At 60.9% G+C, this 18634-nt stretch carries 20 protein-coding genes; 15 read left to right on the top strand and 5 right to left on the bottom strand.

Translation table 11 applies throughout. The features are described from left to right. Positions 1-44: 44 nt before the first annotated feature. On the top strand, positions 45-560 hold the full coding sequence (locus tag PAF20_RS08970; protein ID WP_271070337.1) for a nitrous oxide reductase accessory protein NosL: 516 nt from the start codon (positions 45-47) through the stop codon (positions 558-560). After that, on the top strand, positions 557-1468 hold the full coding sequence (locus PAF20_RS08965) for an FAD:protein FMN transferase (RefSeq protein WP_271070336.1): 912 nt from the start codon (positions 557-559) through the stop codon (positions 1466-1468). Before PAF20_RS08970 ends, PAF20_RS08965 begins: the two co-directional genes overlap by 4 nt. 43 nt (positions 1469-1511) lie before the next feature. On the opposite strand, the gene PAF20_RS08960 is transcribed toward PAF20_RS08965, so the two are convergent. Beyond that, positions 1512-1745 carry a hypothetical protein gene (locus PAF20_RS08960; RefSeq protein ID WP_271070335.1) on the bottom strand — a complete coding sequence of 78 codons (234 nt, stop codon included), beginning with the start codon at positions 1743-1745 and terminating at the stop codon, positions 1512-1514. Between the two features lie 133 nt (positions 1746-1878). On the opposite strand from PAF20_RS08960, the gene PAF20_RS08955 reads away from it, so the two are divergent. Genes PAF20_RS08955 through PAF20_RS08930 form a run of 6 tightly spaced genes read left to right on the top strand, consistent with a single transcriptional unit; the run spans position 1879 to position 7235 of the window. Next, entirely contained in the window at positions 1879-2331 is a 453-nt protein-coding gene (locus tag PAF20_RS08955) for a c-type cytochrome (RefSeq protein WP_271070334.1), read from the top strand. 15 nt (positions 2332-2346) lie between these two features. Then, positions 2347-3717 (top strand): cbb3-type cytochrome c oxidase subunit I, encoded by a 1371-nt coding sequence (locus tag PAF20_RS08950; protein WP_271070333.1) that lies wholly within the window; start codon positions 2347-2349, stop codon positions 3715-3717. A 4-nt stretch (positions 3718-3721) separates the two neighbouring features. Beyond that, the gene (locus PAF20_RS08945; RefSeq protein WP_434802953.1) at positions 3722-4522 is read left to right on the top strand and encodes a CbbQ/NirQ/NorQ/GpvN family protein; all 801 of its coding nucleotides are present in this window, start codon (positions 3722-3724) and stop codon (positions 4520-4522) included. 3 nt (positions 4523-4525) lie between these two features. Beyond that, complete coding sequence (locus tag PAF20_RS08940) at positions 4526-6448, top strand: nitric oxide reductase activation protein NorD (protein ID WP_271070331.1); 1923 nt, start codon at positions 4526-4528, stop codon at positions 6446-6448. Beyond that, positions 6448-6984, top strand: coding sequence for a cytochrome c oxidase subunit 3 (locus tag PAF20_RS08935; protein ID WP_271070330.1), 537 nt, complete (start codon positions 6448-6450; stop codon positions 6982-6984). The genes PAF20_RS08940 and PAF20_RS08935 overlap by 1 nt, the downstream gene beginning before the upstream one ends. Before the next feature lie 5 nt (positions 6985-6989). After that, positions 6990-7235 carry a cytochrome C oxidase subunit IV family protein gene (locus PAF20_RS08930; RefSeq protein ID WP_271070329.1) on the top strand — a complete coding sequence of 82 codons (246 nt, stop codon included), beginning with the start codon at positions 6990-6992 and terminating at the stop codon, positions 7233-7235. A 111-nt stretch (positions 7236-7346) separates the two neighbouring features. Here the strand turns inward: PAF20_RS08930 and PAF20_RS08925 are convergent, their stop codons facing one another. Both PAF20_RS08925 and nirK read right to left on the bottom strand, forming a co-directional pair. Then, the gene (locus tag PAF20_RS08925) at positions 7347-8162 is read right to left on the bottom strand and encodes an SUMF1/EgtB/PvdO family nonheme iron enzyme (protein WP_271070328.1); all 816 of its coding nucleotides are present in this window, start codon (positions 8160-8162) and stop codon (positions 7347-7349) included. 77 nt (positions 8163-8239) lie between these two features. After that, on the bottom strand, positions 8240-9370 hold the full coding sequence (gene nirK / locus PAF20_RS08920) for a copper-containing nitrite reductase (RefSeq protein ID WP_271070327.1): 1131 nt from the start codon (positions 9368-9370) through the stop codon (positions 8240-8242). A 208-nt stretch (positions 9371-9578) separates the two neighbouring features. Here nirK and PAF20_RS08915 point away from each other — a divergent pair, with 208 nt between their 5' ends. Then, positions 9579-10784, top strand: a complete 1206-nt coding sequence (locus PAF20_RS08915) for an NnrS family protein (protein WP_271070326.1) — start codon at positions 9579-9581, stop codon at positions 10782-10784. Here the strand turns inward: PAF20_RS08915 and PAF20_RS08910 are convergent. Both PAF20_RS08910 and PAF20_RS08905 read right to left on the bottom strand, forming a co-directional pair. Next, positions 10781-12406 (bottom strand): amidohydrolase, encoded by a 1626-nt coding sequence (locus tag PAF20_RS08910; protein ID WP_271070325.1) that lies wholly within the window; start codon positions 12404-12406, stop codon positions 10781-10783. The genes PAF20_RS08915 and PAF20_RS08910 overlap by 4 nt on opposite strands. Before the next feature lie 54 nt (positions 12407-12460). After that, positions 12461-13414 (bottom strand): LysR family transcriptional regulator, encoded by a 954-nt coding sequence (locus PAF20_RS08905; protein ID WP_271070324.1) that lies wholly within the window; start codon positions 13412-13414, stop codon positions 12461-12463. 110 nt (positions 13415-13524) lie between these two features. On the opposite strand from PAF20_RS08905, the gene PAF20_RS08900 reads away from it, so the two are divergent. From PAF20_RS08900 to PAF20_RS08875, 6 genes are all read left to right on the top strand, one after another. Next, the gene (locus tag PAF20_RS08900; protein WP_271070323.1) at positions 13525-14310 is read left to right on the top strand and encodes a transporter substrate-binding domain-containing protein; all 786 of its coding nucleotides are present in this window, start codon (positions 13525-13527) and stop codon (positions 14308-14310) included. Positions 14311-14391: 81 nt separating this feature from the next. Then, positions 14392-15195, top strand: coding sequence for a creatininase family protein (locus tag PAF20_RS08895; RefSeq protein WP_271070322.1), 804 nt, complete (start codon positions 14392-14394; stop codon positions 15193-15195). Further along, the gene (locus PAF20_RS08890; RefSeq protein ID WP_271070321.1) at positions 15195-15842 is read left to right on the top strand and encodes an amino acid ABC transporter permease; all 648 of its coding nucleotides are present in this window, start codon (positions 15195-15197) and stop codon (positions 15840-15842) included. Before PAF20_RS08895 ends, PAF20_RS08890 begins: the two co-directional genes overlap by 1 nt. A 12-nt stretch (positions 15843-15854) precedes the next feature. Beyond that, complete coding sequence (locus PAF20_RS08885) at positions 15855-16511, top strand: amino acid ABC transporter permease (protein ID WP_271070320.1); 657 nt, start codon at positions 15855-15857, stop codon at positions 16509-16511. A gap of 9 nt (positions 16512-16520) precedes the next feature. Next, complete coding sequence (locus tag PAF20_RS08880) at positions 16521-17288, top strand: amino acid ABC transporter ATP-binding protein (protein ID WP_271070319.1); 768 nt, start codon at positions 16521-16523, stop codon at positions 17286-17288. Then, positions 17285-18625: an aminotransferase family protein gene (locus tag PAF20_RS08875; protein ID WP_271070318.1), complete on the top strand. Its 1341-nt coding sequence runs from the start codon at positions 17285-17287 to the stop codon at positions 18623-18625. Before PAF20_RS08880 ends, PAF20_RS08875 begins: the two co-directional genes overlap by 4 nt. Positions 18626-18634: the final 9 nt, after the last annotated feature.

The raw sequence follows: 18634 nt of genomic DNA, 5'->3' as shown, positions 1-18634 counted from the left end.
TGCCGGCCTGTCGAAACGAGACAGCGCAAAATTTGCCGGGACCGATGACCATGACACCCGAGGCGGTTGGTTATTTCTGCCAGATGAACATCATCGAACATCCCGGACCCAAAGCGCAGATCTTTTTGAAGGATAATCCCAATGCGCTGTTTTTCGGGCAGGTCATGGATGCAATGGCGTTTCGAATGATGCCCGAACAGGCCGGAGAGGTCGTGGCATTCTATGTCAGTGACATGGGCGATGCGCCAAGTTGGGAGCGTCCGGGTATCGATAACTGGATCGACGCGGACGCCGCCTATTTTGTCATCGGATCAACTCGGATGGGCGGTATGGGAACGCCGGAGGCCGTATCGTTTTCCGATGAGCGTGCAGCACAGGACTTCGCGGAACGACACGGGGGTCAGGTTTCGCATCTCGCTGATATCGGAAAGGCCGATGTGTTGGGCCCTGACGGGGCGATGACCGGCAACATCCCGGCTGCTGGCCCGCGTGGATCATCAGCCGAAGACTATGCCGAACGTCTTCGCGGCTTGACGGATGAAAAAAAGGAGAAGCCATGAAACGTCGTCGTTTTCTGTCCATAGCGGCTGGTCTGGCCGTCGCTCCGGCCTTCCCGTCTCTTGCCGCGCCCTCTGTTCGGCAATGGCATGGCACCGCACTCGGGGCTGCTGCGACGATAGCGATGGAGCATCCTGACGCGGATCGCCTGATTGATGTCGCCCTTGGCGAAATCAACCGGCTGGAGCGTGTGTTCAGCCTGTATCGCGATGACAGCGCGCTTTCACGGCTGAATGCGGAAGGAAGGCTTTCTGCGCCGCCGTTTGAATTGCTTGAGTGCCTGTCGCTTTGCGACCGTGTCCATGCTGCCAGCGGAGGTTTGTTTGATCCTACCGTTCAGCCATTGTGGTCTGCCTATGCAAAGGGTTGGGCACAAGATGGCGGTCCGGATGACGCAGATATCAGGCGCGCATCGGCGCAGACGGGTTGGCAGGACGTGCAATTCGATCCGGCAGAGGTGAGGCTGCTGCGTCCCGGCATGGCTCTTACGCTGAACGGTGTCGCGCAAGGCGTCATTGCTGATCGCGTGGCCGAACTGCTGCGCCATGAGGGGCTGACAGATGTGCTGGTCGATGCCGGGGAAGTCGTGGCCGCGGGAAGCACGCCCGATGGAAAGGACTGGCCTGTCACATTACAGGGCGGTCAGCGGATCACCTTGCGCGACCGGGCGGTCGCCACATCCGCCCGACGCGGCACCGTATTCGATCCGCAGGGCCGTGTCGGCCATATTCTTCATCCGGCGCATGGGGCAGGCCCCGACGATCCAGACACCGTCGTATCGATCTCCGCCCGCTCGGCAGGTATGGCGGATGCACTAACCACGGCTGCCTGCCTTATGCAGGACAAGCGCTCCGTCACCCGGATGCTTGCGGCATTTCCCGACACGCGCCTCTTGTCTTTCATGACATGAACGCGGCAGATCGGGCAAAGTGTGGAAAGCGGCGTCGTCGCCCTTAGTCCGCGGCGGCCTCATCCAGCAAATGCCGCACCCATCGCCCCGCCGCCCATGCCGCCGGAACACCCAGTGGCAGTGCCAGTGCTATCGACGCGCGCGGTGATAGGGCTGTCAGGCCGATGGATTGCGACAGCAGCCCCAGCATGAACAGATTGATCGCAACTGCGCCTGTCGCAAAGAGATATAGCAGCAGCGCAAGCTTCCAGACCGGCCAGTTTCTATCCGTCGTCATCAGCACTAACCACCTAACCTGCCGGGATAAAATGCCGCAGGGGAAATGTATCTTCCTTGACTTCAGTTAAGGAGCGCGGCCCGACATAGGCGCATTCCGGGATCATCGACAACAGCTCCCGGAGATTCTCGCCATGCGTGAAGTTCTGACCAAGAGCATGGCCCGGAACATCTTCTATGGCGGGTCGCTTTTTTTCGTCCTCATTTTTATCGGACTGTTCGCCCACGGGCATTGGTATGTGGTCAATGTATCGACGGACAGCGCCAGCCTGACGGACTCTGTCGCGCATGGAAAGCACGTGTGGGAGCGGAAGGCATGCGTGAACTGCCACTCTATCCTTGGCGAGGGCGCCTATTTCGCGCCTGAGCTTGGCAATGTCATGACCCGCTGGGGCGTACAGGAAGACCCCGATGCAGCGTTCGAGGTGCTGAAGGGCTGGATGGAGGCGCAGCCTTCGGGCATCGAAGGCCGCCGCCAGATGCCGCAATTCAACCTGACGGATGAGGAAATCCGCGGGCTTTCCGATTTCCTGATCTGGACAGGGAATATCAACACGCAGGGCTGGCCGCCCAATGATGCCGGCTGAGCGGAAGAGGTAGTCATGAAATATCAATCGCAAAAGATAGCACTGGCCTATATCCTGGTCGCGCTGACCCTGTTTGCCATTCAGGTAACGATGGGTGTCGTGCTGGGATATATCTATGTTCAGCCGAACTTCCTGTCCGAATTGCTGCCTTTCTCTGTCGCGCGGATGCTGCACACCAATTCGCTGATTGTCTGGCTGCTGACCGGATTTTTCGGCGCGGCCTATTTCATGATCCCGGAAGAGGCAGAGCGTGAAATCCACTCGGTGAAAGCTGCCTATATCCAGCTTGCTATCCTTGTGCTGGGAACAGCCGGCGTCGTTGTGACCTATATCTTCAACCTGTTCGAGGGAAACTTTCTGCTGGGCCGAGAGGGGCGGGAGTTTCTTGAGCAGCCGAAATGGGTCAAGGCAGGCATTGTCGTGGCCGCGTTGATCTTCCTGTGGAACGTCTCGATGACGGTGGCGAAGGGCCGCAAGACAGTGATTTCCTCGATCCTTTTGATGGGGCTTTGGGGATTGGCGCTGCTGTTCCTGTTTTCCTTCTACAATCCCGACAACCTCGGACTCGACAAGCAATATTGGTGGAACGTCGTCCACCTGTGGGTCGAAGGTGTGTGGGAGCTGATCATGGCATCGGTCCTTGGCTTCCTGATGCTGAAACTCACCGGCGTCGACCGTGAGGTGGTCGAGAAATGGCTGTATGTCATCGTCGCCACCGCGCTGTTTTCAGGCATTCTCGGCACCGGCCATCATTATTACTGGATCGGCCAGCCGGGCTATTGGCAGTGGATCGGATCTATCTTTTCCAGCTTCGAGGTGGTGCCGTTCTTCGCAATGATGGCCTTTGCCTTTGTCATGGTCTGGAAGGGGCGGCGTGACCATCCCAACAAGGCCGCCCTGCTGTGGAGCCTTGGCTGCTCGGTCCTTGCCTTCTTCGGTGCCGGTGTCTGGGGTTTCCTGCATACACTTCATGGGGTGAACTATTACACCCACGGAACGCAGGTCACCGCGGCGCATGGGCATCTTGCTTTCTACGGTGCCTATGTCTGCCTGAATATCGCGCTGTTTACCTATGCGCTGCCCATTCTTCGCAAGCGTGATCCGTATAATCAGGTGATGAATATGGCGGCGTTCTGGCTGATGTCTTCGGGCATGTTGTTCATGACCTTTGTTCTGACCTTTGCAGGCACCATCCAGACCCATCTGCAACGCGTCCTGGGCCAGTACTACATGGAGGTGCAGGATCAGATCGTGCTGTTCTACTGGATGCGGCTTGGCGCGGGCGTCACCGTCGTTCTTGGTACCTATCTGCTGATCTATTCTCTGCTGGTTCCGCGCCGCGAGGTGATCGAACCCGGACCAATGGTCCAGCATGCGGCGGAGTGAGGCGATGGACGGTGTGCCAATGGCGGCGGCAGACGCCCCCTTTTACCAGCCGCAGGGCGATGAATGCGAAGTGTTCACCGCCGCTGCTGCCAATGATCTTCCGGTATTGCTTAAAGGACCGACCGGCTGCGGCAAGACTCGTTTCGTTGCCCATATGGCGGCGCGTCTGGGGCGTCCGCTGTATACCGTCGCCTGTCACGACGACCTCTCAGCTGCCGACCTGATCGGGCGCTATCTGCTGAAAGGCGGTGAAACCGTCTGGGTGGACGGGCCGCTGACGCGCGCCGTGCGCGAGGGAGCGATCTGTTATCTCGATGAGGTGGTCGAGGCGCGCAAGGACGTCGCGGTTGTGCTGCATCCGCTGACTGATGATCGTCGTATGTTACCGATTGAACGAACCGGTGAGGAGCTATCTGCGGCACCGGGCTTCATGCTCGTCGCCAGCTATAATCCGGGTTATCAGAACATCCTGAAAACCCTCAAGCCTTCGACCCGTCAGCGCTTCCTGGCGATGGAGCTTACCTTCCCCCAGCCCCGGCACGAGGTACAGGTGGTTGCGCATGAAAGCGGGCTGGATGCGGATCGTGTCGCGCTGCTGGTCCGGTTGGCTAATAAGCTGCGCGACCTGAAGGGGCAGGATCTGGAAGAGGGCGTATCGACGCGGCTTGTCATTTATGCTGCAACGCTGGTCGCTGGCGGCATGGGGATGCATCGTGCCATCAGCGCGGCGATGATCGAACCGCTCACCGATGATCCGGATATTCGCAAGGGCCTGCTTGATCTGGTCGTCGCGGTGACGGGATAGTCGATGTCCGAACTTGACCTTGCCCCGTGGGAGCCAGAGGAAACAGTCGGAAAAATCTGGCATTTGCTTGCGTCCCGGATGGACCCGCCACCGCGCTTTGCGGATGCGGCGGTCGGGTTCGATGCGATGCAGGGCAGGGCAGCCGTGCTGTTTCGCGGCCTCGGCGGGGGGCAGGATGTCGAACTGAAACCTGTCGCCGATGTTGCCGGCCGGAACCGGATATCTCTGCGGCGCAAACTGGCCTTTGATGCCGATTATGCAGCCCGGTCCAGCTTTGACGGTCATTGCCTTCGGCTGCCCGCTGAACTGGCTGTCTTTCCACAGCGCGAGGATAACGAAGGGCTCTACCTCTGGTTGGCGGCATGTGCTGCCAATGCGCCCGCGGCAACGGTGCCAAACGATCCGCTGCTTGCCGATCTTGCCACGATCAGTGCAGGCATCACCATGACCCGCGCCACGCTTGCGGCGGCACCTGGTCTGCGCGCGTTATGGCGCCGGCTTGCGGCCGCGCACCTGCATCTGCGCAGAACCCCGCAGCTGCGCGGGACAGAGGCACAGGTGGAACTGCTGACCCGCCACTTGCTGGGCGATCCGGTCATGCCACAGCCATCGCTTTTGGCTGCATTCGCCGACCCGCCAGCCGGGTGGTGCGCACCCAAAGGTTATCGCCCCGTCCTGCCGGTGCCCATGTGGCCCGACCTGCGCCAAGTGACCTCTGGCACCGCGACCGAAGTGGAAACGGTCGCAACAACGGGTGCCGCGGAAGAGGCGGGCGATGGCACAGCGCGCAAATCAAGGCGGATGAAAGCTGACCAGATCGAGCGCAAGGACAGCATTATTCTGTACAAATTTGAGGCTCTGCTGAGCTGGGCAGAGATGATGAACATCAACAGGCGCGTCGAGGATGACGATCTCGACAATGCGAAAAAGGCGGCAGCGGATCATGAGGAAATCGTCCTTGTCCAGATTTCGAAAGCCCCGGCGACAAAGCTGAAGCTGCATCTGGACCTCTCGCCAGAGGATGTGGACCGAGAGCGTATAGCAGGCAGCTTCGTCTACCCGGAATGGGACTCCAAGGCCGGTGCATACCTGCCCGATCATTGCCGTGTTCTGGCCGCGCCGGTCGAACCTTCGCCGGAATTCGCAGGGGTGAGCGACAGCGCAGCATGTCGGCGTATTCAGGCCGTCAAGCGTCAGTTCGAGGCTCTGCGCCCCGCTCGGGTCAGGCGACACGCTCAGCCCGATGGGGACGATCTGGATCTTGACGCAACGCTTCGCTCTGTCGCCGATCTTCGGGCGACCGGCGCAGGCTCGGACCGGATCTGGACGCAGTCCCGGCCAGAGCAGCGCGATCTGGCTGTCTCGGTGCTGCTTGATGTGTCCCGATCGACCGAAAGCGCAGTCACAGGACGTCCGGTCATCGACATCGCGCGCGAAGCGCTGACAGCACTTGCCTGGGGGCTGGAAGCCTGCGGGGACCGTTTTGCCATTCAGGGTTTCTCATCGCTTCGTCGCGACCGTGTCTGGATACACGACTGCAAGCATTTCGACGAAAGAATGGGGCACAGGATCGAAGCACGCATTCATGCGCTTCGCCCCGGTTTTTATACGCGTCTGGGTGCCGCGATCCGCCACGCTGCCCACGGTCTGTCACAGGAAGCCAAATCGCGCCGCCTGCTGATCATCATCACCGACGGCAAGCCCAACGATCTGGATCATTACGAGGGGCGCCACGGCATCGAGGACAGCGCGATGGCTGTGCGAGAGGCGCGGCGGGCGGGGCACGCCGTTTTCGGTATCACAATCGAACGAGAGCCGAAGAACTGGTTTCCGCGCATCTTCGGGCAAGGCGGCTTTCAGGTGATCCGAGAGCCCGACCGGCTGATCACCGCCCTGCCGGAAATCTATCGGCAATTGGTGCGGTGATGCGCATCGACGACCTGCCCGGCGAATTGATCCTCTGGATTCTGATCGTCTCGGAGGTCCTGATATTTGCCGCCGGCATATCGGTCATGGTCGTGCAGGGCGTTATGGATCCGCAGGGTTTCGCGGCTGCACAGTCTCAGATCGACGGGCGGCTGGCGGCGCTGAATACGGTCGTTCTGGTCACGTCCGGCCTGTTCGCCGCACGGGCAGAGCACAATGCCGCAATGGGCAGACGTTGTGCTGCCCGCATGGATCTGATGCTGGCGGCAATGGGCGGGTTGTTTTTTCTGGGGGTAAAGGCGCTTGAATACAGCCATGATTTCAGCCTTGGAATCGGGCTGGAGACCCATCCCTTTTTCACCTTCTATTTCCTGCTGACCGGATTTCACGCCGCACATGTCATCGCGGGCGTGGCGGTTCTTGGGCTTGTCGCGATCAGGGTGGATGCCGATTCTGTGCAGGCGGGCGCGATGTTCTGGCATATGGTCGATCTGGTCTGGGTTTTGATTCTGCCAGTGATTTATCTGATCTGGTAGGGGCGATGGACAGGCTGACCCGGACATGGCTGCTTCTGATTGCGCTTACCGGCGCAACGGCACTGTTTTCGGGATTTTCGGGCATCGCCGTCGTGTTTGGGCTGCTGTTTCTGGGATGGCTGAAGGCCCGGCTGACCTTGGGCCGGTTCCTTCATCTCGACGCGGCGCCGGGCTGGCTGGGCGCTTTTACCTTTCCGCTCGGCCTCTGGCTGCTTGCGATATGTCTGCTCTGCGCATTGACGTCAGGATGATCCGACAAGCTGATCTTGATCGGTGACCAGCCCAAGACCACCTGCGTCAGTGACGGTCGACCCTGGCGACCACCGATAAACAGCCACCCGATAACCGGCGTGGCGGTGCAGTCAAAGTTCACGGACGAGTCGAAAGCCCAGATTGGCCGGCGGCACCCCGACAGAGCAGCCGCCCGCTTGCGGGTCACGAATGAAATCGGTAATCGCCGCGCGGTGTAACCCTTCGGCGATATAGATACCGCAACTGTCGGCTTCGCGGACAATACGACCTTCGCCGTCGATCTCGCCACGGCGCAGACATGTCGATGTCCATTCCCAGACGGCGCCGCCGATATCGCGCACCCCAAGAGAATTTACATTCAGGCTGCCAACGGGCCGGACCTCACGATCCAAATCGCGTTGCCGAGCGGTTTCCGCAGCATATTCGGCCAGCCACAGAACGGCCGGATTGTGCGGGTCGCTTTGCACGCCGATTGCGTCGTCTCGGAACAATTCGGCTGCTGCATGGGCCCATTCAACATCCGTCGGCAGCCGCCATCGTTCGCCGGTCCTTTGCGATAACCATGCGGCGTAAATATGAGCGTCGTTCCAGCTGACGCCGACAACAGGCAGATCCGGCAGGTCAGACTGACCATCATGCAAGGTGCAAACCTCATCCGCCACGCAGGCGAGCCATTGGCCGGTGCTGACCGGCACCGCCATGATCTCTATCGGTGCGGCGATAGCGACAGTGTGGATCGGCGCATCAACGGACAAGCCGTCGCGCCGCCAGTCGCCGTCGATGCGGTGTTCGAAAGGCGCAGGTTCCAGCCGGATCATGTCCGGAATATCGGGCAGGGCAGTACCACGCGCAGCGTCCGAGCCCGCCAACTGTGTCAGCCCAACTGCTACCGCAGCGGCAGACGCAATCAGGAACGGCGTATTCACCTCAAATCCTCCATCTCGGAACATTGGGGAGGGGCCGCGCCGCAAGGAAACCCCCATGCGGCGCGTCGTCTTGTCTGTCAGGCGTCGATGGGACTTGGCGGCACGACCTGCATCATCAGGTCGTCGTTCCACTCACCCTCGACGACGACATGCGCGGCCGCGCCCAGTTCGAAGGCTTCGATGAGGTTGTGGTTCACATAGGCGTATACGCCCGGCTGCTCGAAGGTATAGACCATCAGGCCGGCCGCCCCGCCCGGAATGAACCAGGTTTCCAGACCCACTTCGGGCGGGTTGTTGAACTTGCCCGTCGCCCAGACATAGTTGCCATGCCCGCCGATCAGGTGCGGGCGCGTGTCGCGATTGGCCTGCGAATGAACGAAGGCAACCGTTTCGCCGACATGAGCAGTCATCGCATTGTCGCCGGTCAGCGCACCGACTGCACCGTTGAACACGACATGAGTGGGTGTCAGGGTGCGCATCACCTCTCGTGTGTCTTCGTAGCTTTCGCCGGGGGTTTCATAGGTTTTCCAATTGCCTTCCTCATCGCGCGGAACATAGAAATCCTGCTCGCCGATATAATAGACCTTGTCATAGGTCACCGCCTCTCCGTCGCCGCCCTTCAGCCCGTCACGCGGCAGGACCATGATCGCGCCGTTCATGCCAGAGACGACATGCCAAGCGACCATACCGGGCGGGGCACAGTGATAGACAAACACCCCCGGCTTTGTTGCCTTCCAACGCAACACGCATTTCTCGCCGGGGCTGACCTGCGTCAGGTCCCCACCACCCAATGCGCCGGTCGAGCTGTGGAAGTCGATATTGTGCATCAGTTCGTTCGTATCTGGGTTGATCAGTGTCAGTTCGACATAGTCACCCTCATGCACGACCATCAGCGGTCCGGGCACCGTCCCGTTGAAGGTCGAGGCCCAGTATTCCGCCCCGCTGTCGTCCAGCGTGATTTTCGTTTCGATAATGTCCATTTCGAATTCGACGACTTTCGGACCGCCCGTCGCGACCTGCTCGTGCTCATGCACGAAGGGCGGATCGACCAGTTGCACCTTCTGTCGCGGCAGGCTGTCGATATCGACCGGCTCGGCAGGGGTCAGAACCTCGGTCGATTGCGCCGCGGCAGTGCGCAGCTGGGTCATGGCGCCTGCGATTGCGGCACCGGCAAGTAATGTGCGGCGGCTGAACGGAATGGATGTCATTAATCTTCCTCTTTCTTTTGCTCTAGCAATGCAAAGGCTTCCGGCCGGTTGTCGTCCGGTTGAGGCGAAATTATCCGCCTTGCGACCCCCCATCGTTGCGCCATGTCAAGGATCGACAGCTAAATCGGCGTTTTGCTTGCCGCAGGCCACAGAGCAGCCTTTTTTCCGGGCTGTCCGGGAAGGCTGCAACAGAATGAAGGAGCCCGTGATGCAACAGCCGAAACGTCCGCGAACCCCGCGTGGTCTGAAACAGGACGGGGCGGCGCTCTGGTCTTACGGCTTCAGACCGTTCTTTCTGGGTGGGGCCGTCTGGGCGATTGTCAGCATGGCGCTGTGGATAGCGGCGCTTGCCCACGGTGTCGCGATTGGCGGTGATTACGGCGGCTCGCTCTGGCACGCGCATGAGATGACATTCGGCTTTGCACCGGCTGTTCTGGCCGGGTTTCTGCTGACGGCGATCCCGAACTGGACGGGTCGTCTGCCGGTTTCGGGCGGTCCGCTGATCGCGCTGTTTGCGCTCTGGCTGATCGGGCGCATTGGTATGCTTTTGGCCGGTCTGATAGGTATCGGGCTCGCCGCGCTGCTGGATGCCGCTTTTCTGCCGGTGCTGATTTGGCTTTGCGCAAGGGAGATCATCGGGGGCCGCAAATGGCAGAACCTCATGGTGCTTGCCGGCGTGGCGGTCGTCACGGCGGGGAATCTCGGTTTTCACCTTGCCATGTTGACTGCAGGCAATGCCCGGACCTGGCTGCATTTTGCTGTCGCGGGCTATGTTGTTCTGGTGACAATCATCGGTGGCCGGATCATTCCCAGCTTCACCCGCAACTGGCTGAGCCAGCGTGGCTCGCAGGCGCTTCCGGTCCCCTTTGGCCGGTTCGATCTAGGCACCATTGCTGTCTCGGCAATCGCGCTGCTTTTCTGGGTGGCGCTGCCGTTTTCGCCTGTCACCGCGGCCCTGTCATCCGCGGCAGCAATGCTGAACGCCGTCAGGCTCGCACGCTGGCGTGGCTGGCTGGTCGGGCAGGAATGGCTGCTTCTTGTTCTGCACCTGTCATATTGTTTCGTCCCGCTGGGCTTGCTGGCCATCGCTGCGACAGCACTCGGGGCTGTTTCAGAGACTTCGTCGCTGCATCTTCTTACGGTGGGCGTGATTGCGACGATGATGCTGGCGGTGATGTCGCGGGCCACGCGCGGCCATACCGGGCGCTCGCTGAGTGCGTCGCGGATGACCATCGCCGCCTATCTGTGCCTTTTTGCCGCGGCTCTCCTGCGGCCTGTCGCAGACCTCAGCGGCATGATCGCGATGATGGAGGCGGCCGGTATCCTGTGGATCGCGGCGTTCGGGTTATTCGTTGTGGAAAATGCCCCGATGCTGCTGCATGTCAGGCGCCCTGCACGTGCAGCAGAGGCTTAAAGAAAGTCGTGAACGATCTTTCCGCCCAGAACCGTCATCTCGCAACGGCTGCGATGCAGGATCTCATTTGGCCCCGCACTCAGCAGGTTGCGGTCGAACACGGCAAGATCTGCCAGCATTCCGGGCAGCAGCTTTCCCTTTTCCGCCTCTGCACCCTGTGAATAGGCACCGTATTCGGTATAGGCCCGCAGTGCCTCTTCATTGCTCAACCGCTCACTGGCGTCCATGACGGTGCCGTTGACCGTCTGCCGGGTGATCATCGCGTGAATGTTCGGCATGGGTGCCGGATCGCAGACCGGGGAATCGCTGCCGGTCGATGGCTTCATGCCAAGCAGCGACCATGTTCCGATGGGATATGATCGCAGCCCGCGCGACGGGCCAAGCGTCTCGATATAGGCATCCCCGAAATTATGAATAAAAGCCTGCTGCGGCGCGGGCAGAATACCGGCGGACCGCATCCGCTGGTTCATCGCGTCGCTGACATAGCCGCAATGTTCGACCCGGTGGCGGCGTCGCTGGCTGGGATCACTTGGCTGGACTGCCTCATATGCTGTGACAAGCTGATCAATTGCGGCGTCGCCAATGGCATGGCAGACCATCGTATAGCCCATGCCGGTATATCGCTGCACCAGCCGATGCAGCCTGTCATCCGACAGCATCTGCAAACCGAAATTCTCGGGCTGACCGGCATAGGCTTCCTTCATCCATGCCGTGCGTCCCCCGGCAGAGCCGTCAAGAAACAGCTTCACCCCGCCAATACGCAGCATATCGCTGCCCTGCCCGGTGACGAGCCCCCTTGCATGGCAAGCCTCGACGATGGAGCGGCCGGGATCACCCAGCAGAGTCGCCCAGACCCGCACCAGCAGACTGCCATCGGCCTCGGCCTGCTGAAGCGCATGGATTTCGTCCATCCCGGCGGTCAGCCCGACAGCCGCATCCATGCAGGATGTGATACCATAGGCGTTCAGCAACCGTCCGGCATCTGTAATCGCCTTGCCGAGGTCATCGTAACCGGGGCGCGGCTGTGCCGCTGCGATCAGCCCAATCGCATTTTCGGCGATCAGGCCGGTCAGTCGTCCGTCCGCTCTTTCGATCAGCCCGCCATCCGGATCGGGGGTTTCACTGGTAATCCCGGCCCGTTCGAAGGCACGTGAATTGACCAGCACGATATGCAGGCAGGCGCGGGTCAGCGCCAGCGGATGATCGGGCAGGGCGGCGTCAAGCTCGGCCAGCGTGGGCATCCGGTGGTCGGGATAGCGCGTCTGATCGAAACCCTGCGCAAGCACCCAATCCCCCTTTGGCGTCTGCGCGGCGCGATGACGCAGCGCATCCAGCATCGCGTGACGCGTCGGTGCGGCTTCGGGCGAGACATCGACTTCGGCCAGCCGCAACCCGGTCTGGATCAGGTGCAGATGGGCATCGTTCAGCCCCGGCATGACAAAACGCCCGCCCAGATCGACGCGCCTTGTCGCTGGCCCCGCAAGCGCAAGCATATCCTCCGTCGTGCCAAGCGCCTGCACACGATTGCCGCTAAGGGCGATGGCCTGAGCCGGGGCCATGCCGAAACCCGGCCAGATCTCGGCGTTGAACAAAACCAGATCGGCGTTTTGATAGCTGCTCATCCGAAACCTTCTCCAGTTCGTGCCGGCGGTGACGATTGCGGTCGGATCGCACGTTCAGGCATAATCAAGCTCTGTCTCAGCGGTCTCTTCGCGCATCCGGTTCAGCGCCGCAAGGAAGGCCGATGCCGCACCGCCCTGGGCCGCACCCTGCCGGGTCACAAGATAGACGGCGATCCGTGCTGGCGGGACCGGCGCATTCATCTGCCACAGGCGGCCCTGCCGCACATCCTCGGCCACCGCATGGATCGGCAGCGCCCCGACGCCCACTCCCGCGCATATCATTCGCCGCACCTCATGCAGGCTGGAGGACATGCCACGCGGATGCAGGGTCAGCCCGATCCGGTCGCGCATCTCTCGCACCCGGCGCAGCGAACCATCGCGTGTCTCTGTCTGGAAACAGACCGAGGTGAAGCCTGCCCATTCATCCGGGGCGATCTCTGCTCTTCCAAAGGCCGGATGATCCCGGCCACAGAACAGCGCGAAATATTCGTAATATAGCGGCCGGCAATCCAACCCTGCGGGCTTACCCTCGATCAGACACAGCCCCGCCGTCGCGCGTCCCTGTCGCACCCATGCCATGACCTCGTCACTCGCCATGACCGGCAAGGCGAAATTCACCGCAGGATGCGCCTGCGCGAAACCGGCCAGCACGCGGTCGAAATGCGGCGATACGACATGGCTGGCCATCGCCAGCGTTAACGTCCCGCTAAGTGCCTCGGAGCGAGAGGGCAGGGTGTTGGGCAACTCGTTGATGGATTGGAAAATATGCCCTGCCTGCTCCTGAAGCTGAAGGCCGGCCTGCGTGACACGAAAATGGCGCGACCCACGGTCGATCAGCTTGACCTGCAGCGCATCCTCCAGCCGCTTCAGCGACGCTGAAACGCTGGGCTGGGTAACGCCCAGAACATTGGCCGCGCCGGTGATGCTGCGCTGATCGAGGATCACGATGAAGGTCCGCAGCAGGTTCCAGTCAAACTGCCAGGGAAAGCGCTGTCCGGGGTAGTCCATAAATCACAATAATGGCTGACATAGTTCAATATGTGTTTGAACTATGATGAAGCACCGCGCAAGCTTGTCGTCACAAGAAAAACTGAAAACCCAACGACCGGAGGATCCCAATGGGAATCATCAACCGCAGCCTGACAACGCTGACCGCTGCTGCCACCATCGCCCTGGCATTCGGCGCGACGACCGCCTCTGCCGAAGATCTGGACACGATCAAGGAAGCCGGCAAAATCCGCATCGCCATGTCAGGTGCCTATCCGCCCTTCAACTTCGTCAACGATCAGAATGAGGTGGTGGGCTTCGACCCGGCCATCGGTCAGGCCATTGCCGAAAAGATGGGGGTAGAGGCAGAGATCGTGACCACCGCCTGGGACGGGATCATAGGCGGGCTGCTTGCGAATAAATATGATGCCGTTGTCGGCTCTATGTCGATCACGGAAGAACGCGCCGAAGTCGTCGATTTCGTCGGTCCTTACTACAGCACCTATCGCAACATCTTCGTCACCGAGGAATCGCCGCTGCAGAATATCTCGGAACTGGAAAGCGACGATATCACCGTCGGGGTGACCCTGGGCGAAACGCATGACCAATGGGCCCGCGATCAGGGCTATAACGTCAAGACCTATAAGGGCCTGCCCGAACTGCTGATGGAACTGAACAATGGTCGCGTCGATGCCATCGTGAACGACACCATTCCCGTGATGATTGCCATCAACGAGGGCCAGCAGCAGCTTCGCACGCTGGAGGGGCTGGAATCAGAGCCTGTCGATGCCGGTATCGCCATCCGCAAGGATAACCCGGCACTGAAAGACGCGATGCAGGCCGCTCTGGACGAGGTGATGGAAGACGGCACCTATATGGAAATCGCCAATGAATGGGTCGGCGGCGATATCCGCTGATCCGGTTTCCCTGAACAGGCTGGCGGGCACGACGCGGCCCGCCAGCCCAGCCCAGCCGTCCCACCCGCCACGAGGAGCCGGATGAAAACCGAATACGGCCAGCTGACCTGGCAGGAAATCCGCGATGCCGACAAGGATCGGGTGGTCATCCTGAATGTATCCGCGACAGAGGATCACGGTCCCCATATGCCGCTGGACACCGATACGGTGATCGGCATGGCCATCGCGCGGGGTGTGGCGGAACGCATTCCCGATCAGGTGCTGGTCATGCCGCCGGTCCCTTACGGCTTTAACGAGCATCACAAGGACTTTCCCGGCGTCATCTGGATTCAGCCGGAAACCCTTATCGCTTTCATCACCGACATCACGGAATCGCTGGCGCATCACGGTTTCCGCCGGGTGCTGCTGCTGAACTCTCACGGTTCCAACCACGCGGTGCTGGACCTTGCCGCGCGCAAGACGGTGATCCGATCCAATATCATCTGCGTGTCGGCGTCATGGTGGAACCTGATTCCCGACCAGATCGGCAAGATCCGCAGGTCAGAGACCGGCGGCATTGCCCATGCCGGAGAAATGGAAACAGCCGTCTACATGCATCTGCACCCCGAATTGGTCGATCTGTCCAAGGCCGAAACCCGGAATACCCATGATCCCGACAGCCGCTTTTTCAACCTCGACCTTGCGGCAGGCGGCGGCGGGGCCATGCTGATGCGGTGGTGGTCCGATATCTCTCCCGACGGGACGATGGGCGACCCGACCGTAGCCACGCCCGAAACCGGCAAGCAATTTCTTGACGCGGCCATCACCCGCTGCGCCGAACTGATCGGCGAAATGCGCGCCCTCGGCCCGATGAAGCGGCGCGATCATCATGGCGGGGCAGGCTGATGGATTTTGCGCTTATCAAACAGGTTTTCCCGTTCTTCATCGAAGCCGCATGGGTCACGATCCAGCTTTCGGTTCTGACGACGATCCTTGGCCTGATCATGGGGGCGCTGGGCACCTCGGCGCGGCTTTCGCGTTCCTCGATCCTGCGCTTTATCGGGGCGGCCTATGTCAGTGTCTTTCGCGGCACGCCCGCGCTGATACAGCTTTTCCTGCTGTATTTCGGCGGACCCCAGATAGGCATCCAGCTCAGCGCGTTCTGGGCCGGTGTGATCGGTCTGGGGCTGAACATCGGCGCCTATATGACAGAAACCATGCGCGGGGCGATCATCTCGGTCGATAAGGGCCAGACAGAGGCTGCCCGCGCCATCGGCCTGTCACGCTGGCAGACGATGCGGCAGGTTGTGCTGCCGCAGGCCATGCGCCTGATGGTTCGCCCGCTGGGTGTGAACATCAACGCGCTGATCAAGGGCACCGCGCTTGTCGCCCCGATTTCGGTGGTAGAGCTGACCTATACCGCGCAGCGCTATATCGGCTCGACCTACCGGCCGTTCGAAATGTTCCTGCTGGCGGGTGTTCTGTATCTCATCATCATTCTGGCTGTCGGCCGCCTGATCGGCTGGATCGACCGCCGTGTCCAGATAGAGTGAAGGGGAAAAGCGATGGGTCTCGATTTTTCCGTAATACCGCCCTACTGGGACGTGCTTTTGCTGGGCATGGCGTGGACCGTGGCGCTGTCGGTGGCGGCCGGGGCGCTGTCTTTCGTGGCGGGTATCGCGCTTGCGGTGATTGCCCTTTACGGCCCCGCCATCATCCGCTGGCCGTTCCGCGTTTTCGAGTGGCTTTTTCTTGGCACACCGCTGCTGTTGCAACTGTTCCTGATCTATTTCGGCCTGATCCAGATCGGCATCGACCTGCCCGCCTTCGTCGCGGGGGTCATCGGTCTGGGGCTGCATTTTGCGGTCTATAACTCTGAACTGATCCAGTCCTCCATCCTTGCGGTCGACAAGGGACAGGATGAGGCCGCGCGGACCATCGGCCTGTCGCGCTTTCAGGCGCTGCGCCATGTGATCGTGCCGCAGGCCGTGCGCGCTGTCATTCCGCCGATCGGCAATAACATGATCGCGCTGCTGAAGGATTCGGCCTTGGTGTCGGTCATTGGCGTTGCCGAACTGACGCTTGGCGCTCAGCAGGCCATCAGCCGGACCTACCGCCCGTTCGAATTCTATCTGGCGGCGGCGGTGCTGTACTATCTCATCAATCTGGTGATGGAGGCCGTTCAGCGCCGCATTGAACGCCGCATCTCGGTTTCGCGATAAGGGGACGACATGACCGAAACACCCATGCTGGAAATCCGGCACGCCGCCAAAAGCTACGGCGCGTTAGAGGTTCTGAAGGATATCAGCCTGACCGTGAACCGGGGCGAGATCGTGGCGATTATCGGCCCTTCCGGCTCTGGCAAATCCACCTTGCTGCGTGCCATCAACGAACTCGACCCCCTGACAGGGGGCGAGATCCTTCTTGAAGGCGAACAGATCAACCGCAAACTGCCGCCGCGTGAATATGAACGCCATATCAACCGCGTGCGGCAGGATATCGGCATGGTGTTTCAGCACTTCAACCTGTTCCCGCATCTGACCGCGCGGGGCAATGTCACGCTTGGCCCGAAGCTGCTGAAGGGCATGTCCGACGCGCAGGCCAACAAGCTGGCCGAGGAACAGCTTGACCATGTGGGGATGCTCGAACGCATCGACTACTACCCCAGCCGCCTGTCGGGCGGCCAGAAACAGCGCGTCGCCATCGCCCGTGCGCTTGCGATGAAACCCAAGGTCATGCTTTTTGACGAGGCGACATCCGCCCTCGATCCCGAACTGGTGGATGAGGTGAACGCCGTGATGAAACGCCTCGCGCAGGAACACATGACCATGCTGATCGTCACCCATGAAATGGGCTTCGCGGCAGAGGTATGCGACCGCGTCCTGTTCATGGATCAGGGCGTCGTCGTCGAAGAGGGCCCGCCAAGCGTCATCTTCCGAAATCCCGAAAACGAACGCACACGCAACTTTTTGCGAAAACATCTTCAGGATCAGGAATGAGCCATCTTTTCTATCAATCCCGCCTTGCCCGCCCGACGCTTCACCGGGCAGAGGGGATTTACCTTTGGGATACTGACGGCAAGCGTTATCTGGACGGATCGTCCGGCGCGATGGTCAGCAATATCGGCCATTCCAACCCCCGTGTTCTGGCCGCCATGCGCGAGCAGATGGAGCGTTCGACATTCGGATACCGGCTGCATTTCCAGAACCAGCCCGCCGAAGATCTGGCTGCGATGACCGCAGCACTGATGCCGGACGGTCTCGACCGGGTGTTCTTCGTCTCCGGCGGGTCAGAGGCTGTGGAAAGCGCGGTGAAACTTGCCCGCCAATATGCGCTGACCCAAGGGCGGGCTGCTGCATGGAAGGTGATCTCGCGCTTCCCCTCGTATCACGGCTCTACCCTCGGTGCATTGGCGCTGACCGGCATGGACAGCTTCACCGGACCCTTCGCGCCGATGATGCGTCAGATGCCCGCCATTCCCGCGCCCACATGCTATCTCGACCGCGACAACCTCTCCGACGATGACCGAGGGTTGAAATATGCCGAGATGCTGCGCGACCGGATCATCGCGGAAGGCCCAGACACCGTCCTTGCCTTCATCATGGAACCCGTCGGCGGCGCCTCGACCGGCGCACTTGTCGCGCCGGACAGCTATTACACCCGCATCCGGGAGATCTGCGACGAATTCGGCATCCTGCTGATTTACGATGAGGTGATGACCGGCGCCGGCCGCACGGGCCGTTTCGTGGCCAGCCAGCATTGGGGAGTCATTCCCGATATCGTCGCGATGTCCAAGGGTTTCGCGGCAGGCTATGTCCCCCTTGGCGCCATGGTGGCGCAGGGTCATGTCGTCGATGCCGTGCTTGATGCGGGCGGCTTTCTGCATGGCCACACCTATGCCGGCAACCCGCTGGCCTGCGCGGCCGGTGCGGCGGTGCTGCGCGAATTGCAGGATCAGGATCTGACCGGCAATGCCGAACGCATGGGCGCCATCCTGCAAGACCGGCTGCGCGGCCTGATGGACATATACCCCTTCATCGGCGATGTGCGTGGCCTCGGCCTGTTGCAGGCCTTTGAACTGGTCAGCGACCGCAGTACGATGGAGACCTTGCCGGTCGATCTGAACGCCCATCTGCGCCTCGTCGATCTGGCCTATGAGCGTGGGCTGATCATCTATTCACGCCGCACACGCGGCGGCACGCATGGCGATCATTTCATGGTCTGCCCGCCCCTGATCGTGACCGAGGCCCAGATAGACGAGATCATGGACCTCCTGCGCGACAGCCTCGATACCTTCGCGGCAGAGGTGGGCCTGCCGGTGATGCAAGCGGCATGAGGTCGCACG

The organism is Paracoccus albus, from assembly GCF_027913035.1.
In the GTDB taxonomy this organism is placed as follows: domain Bacteria; phylum Pseudomonadota; class Alphaproteobacteria; order Rhodobacterales; family Rhodobacteraceae; genus Paracoccus; species Paracoccus albus.
Note: the sequence above shows the minus strand (reverse complement) of the source record. Positions and strands in the feature narration are given on the sequence as shown.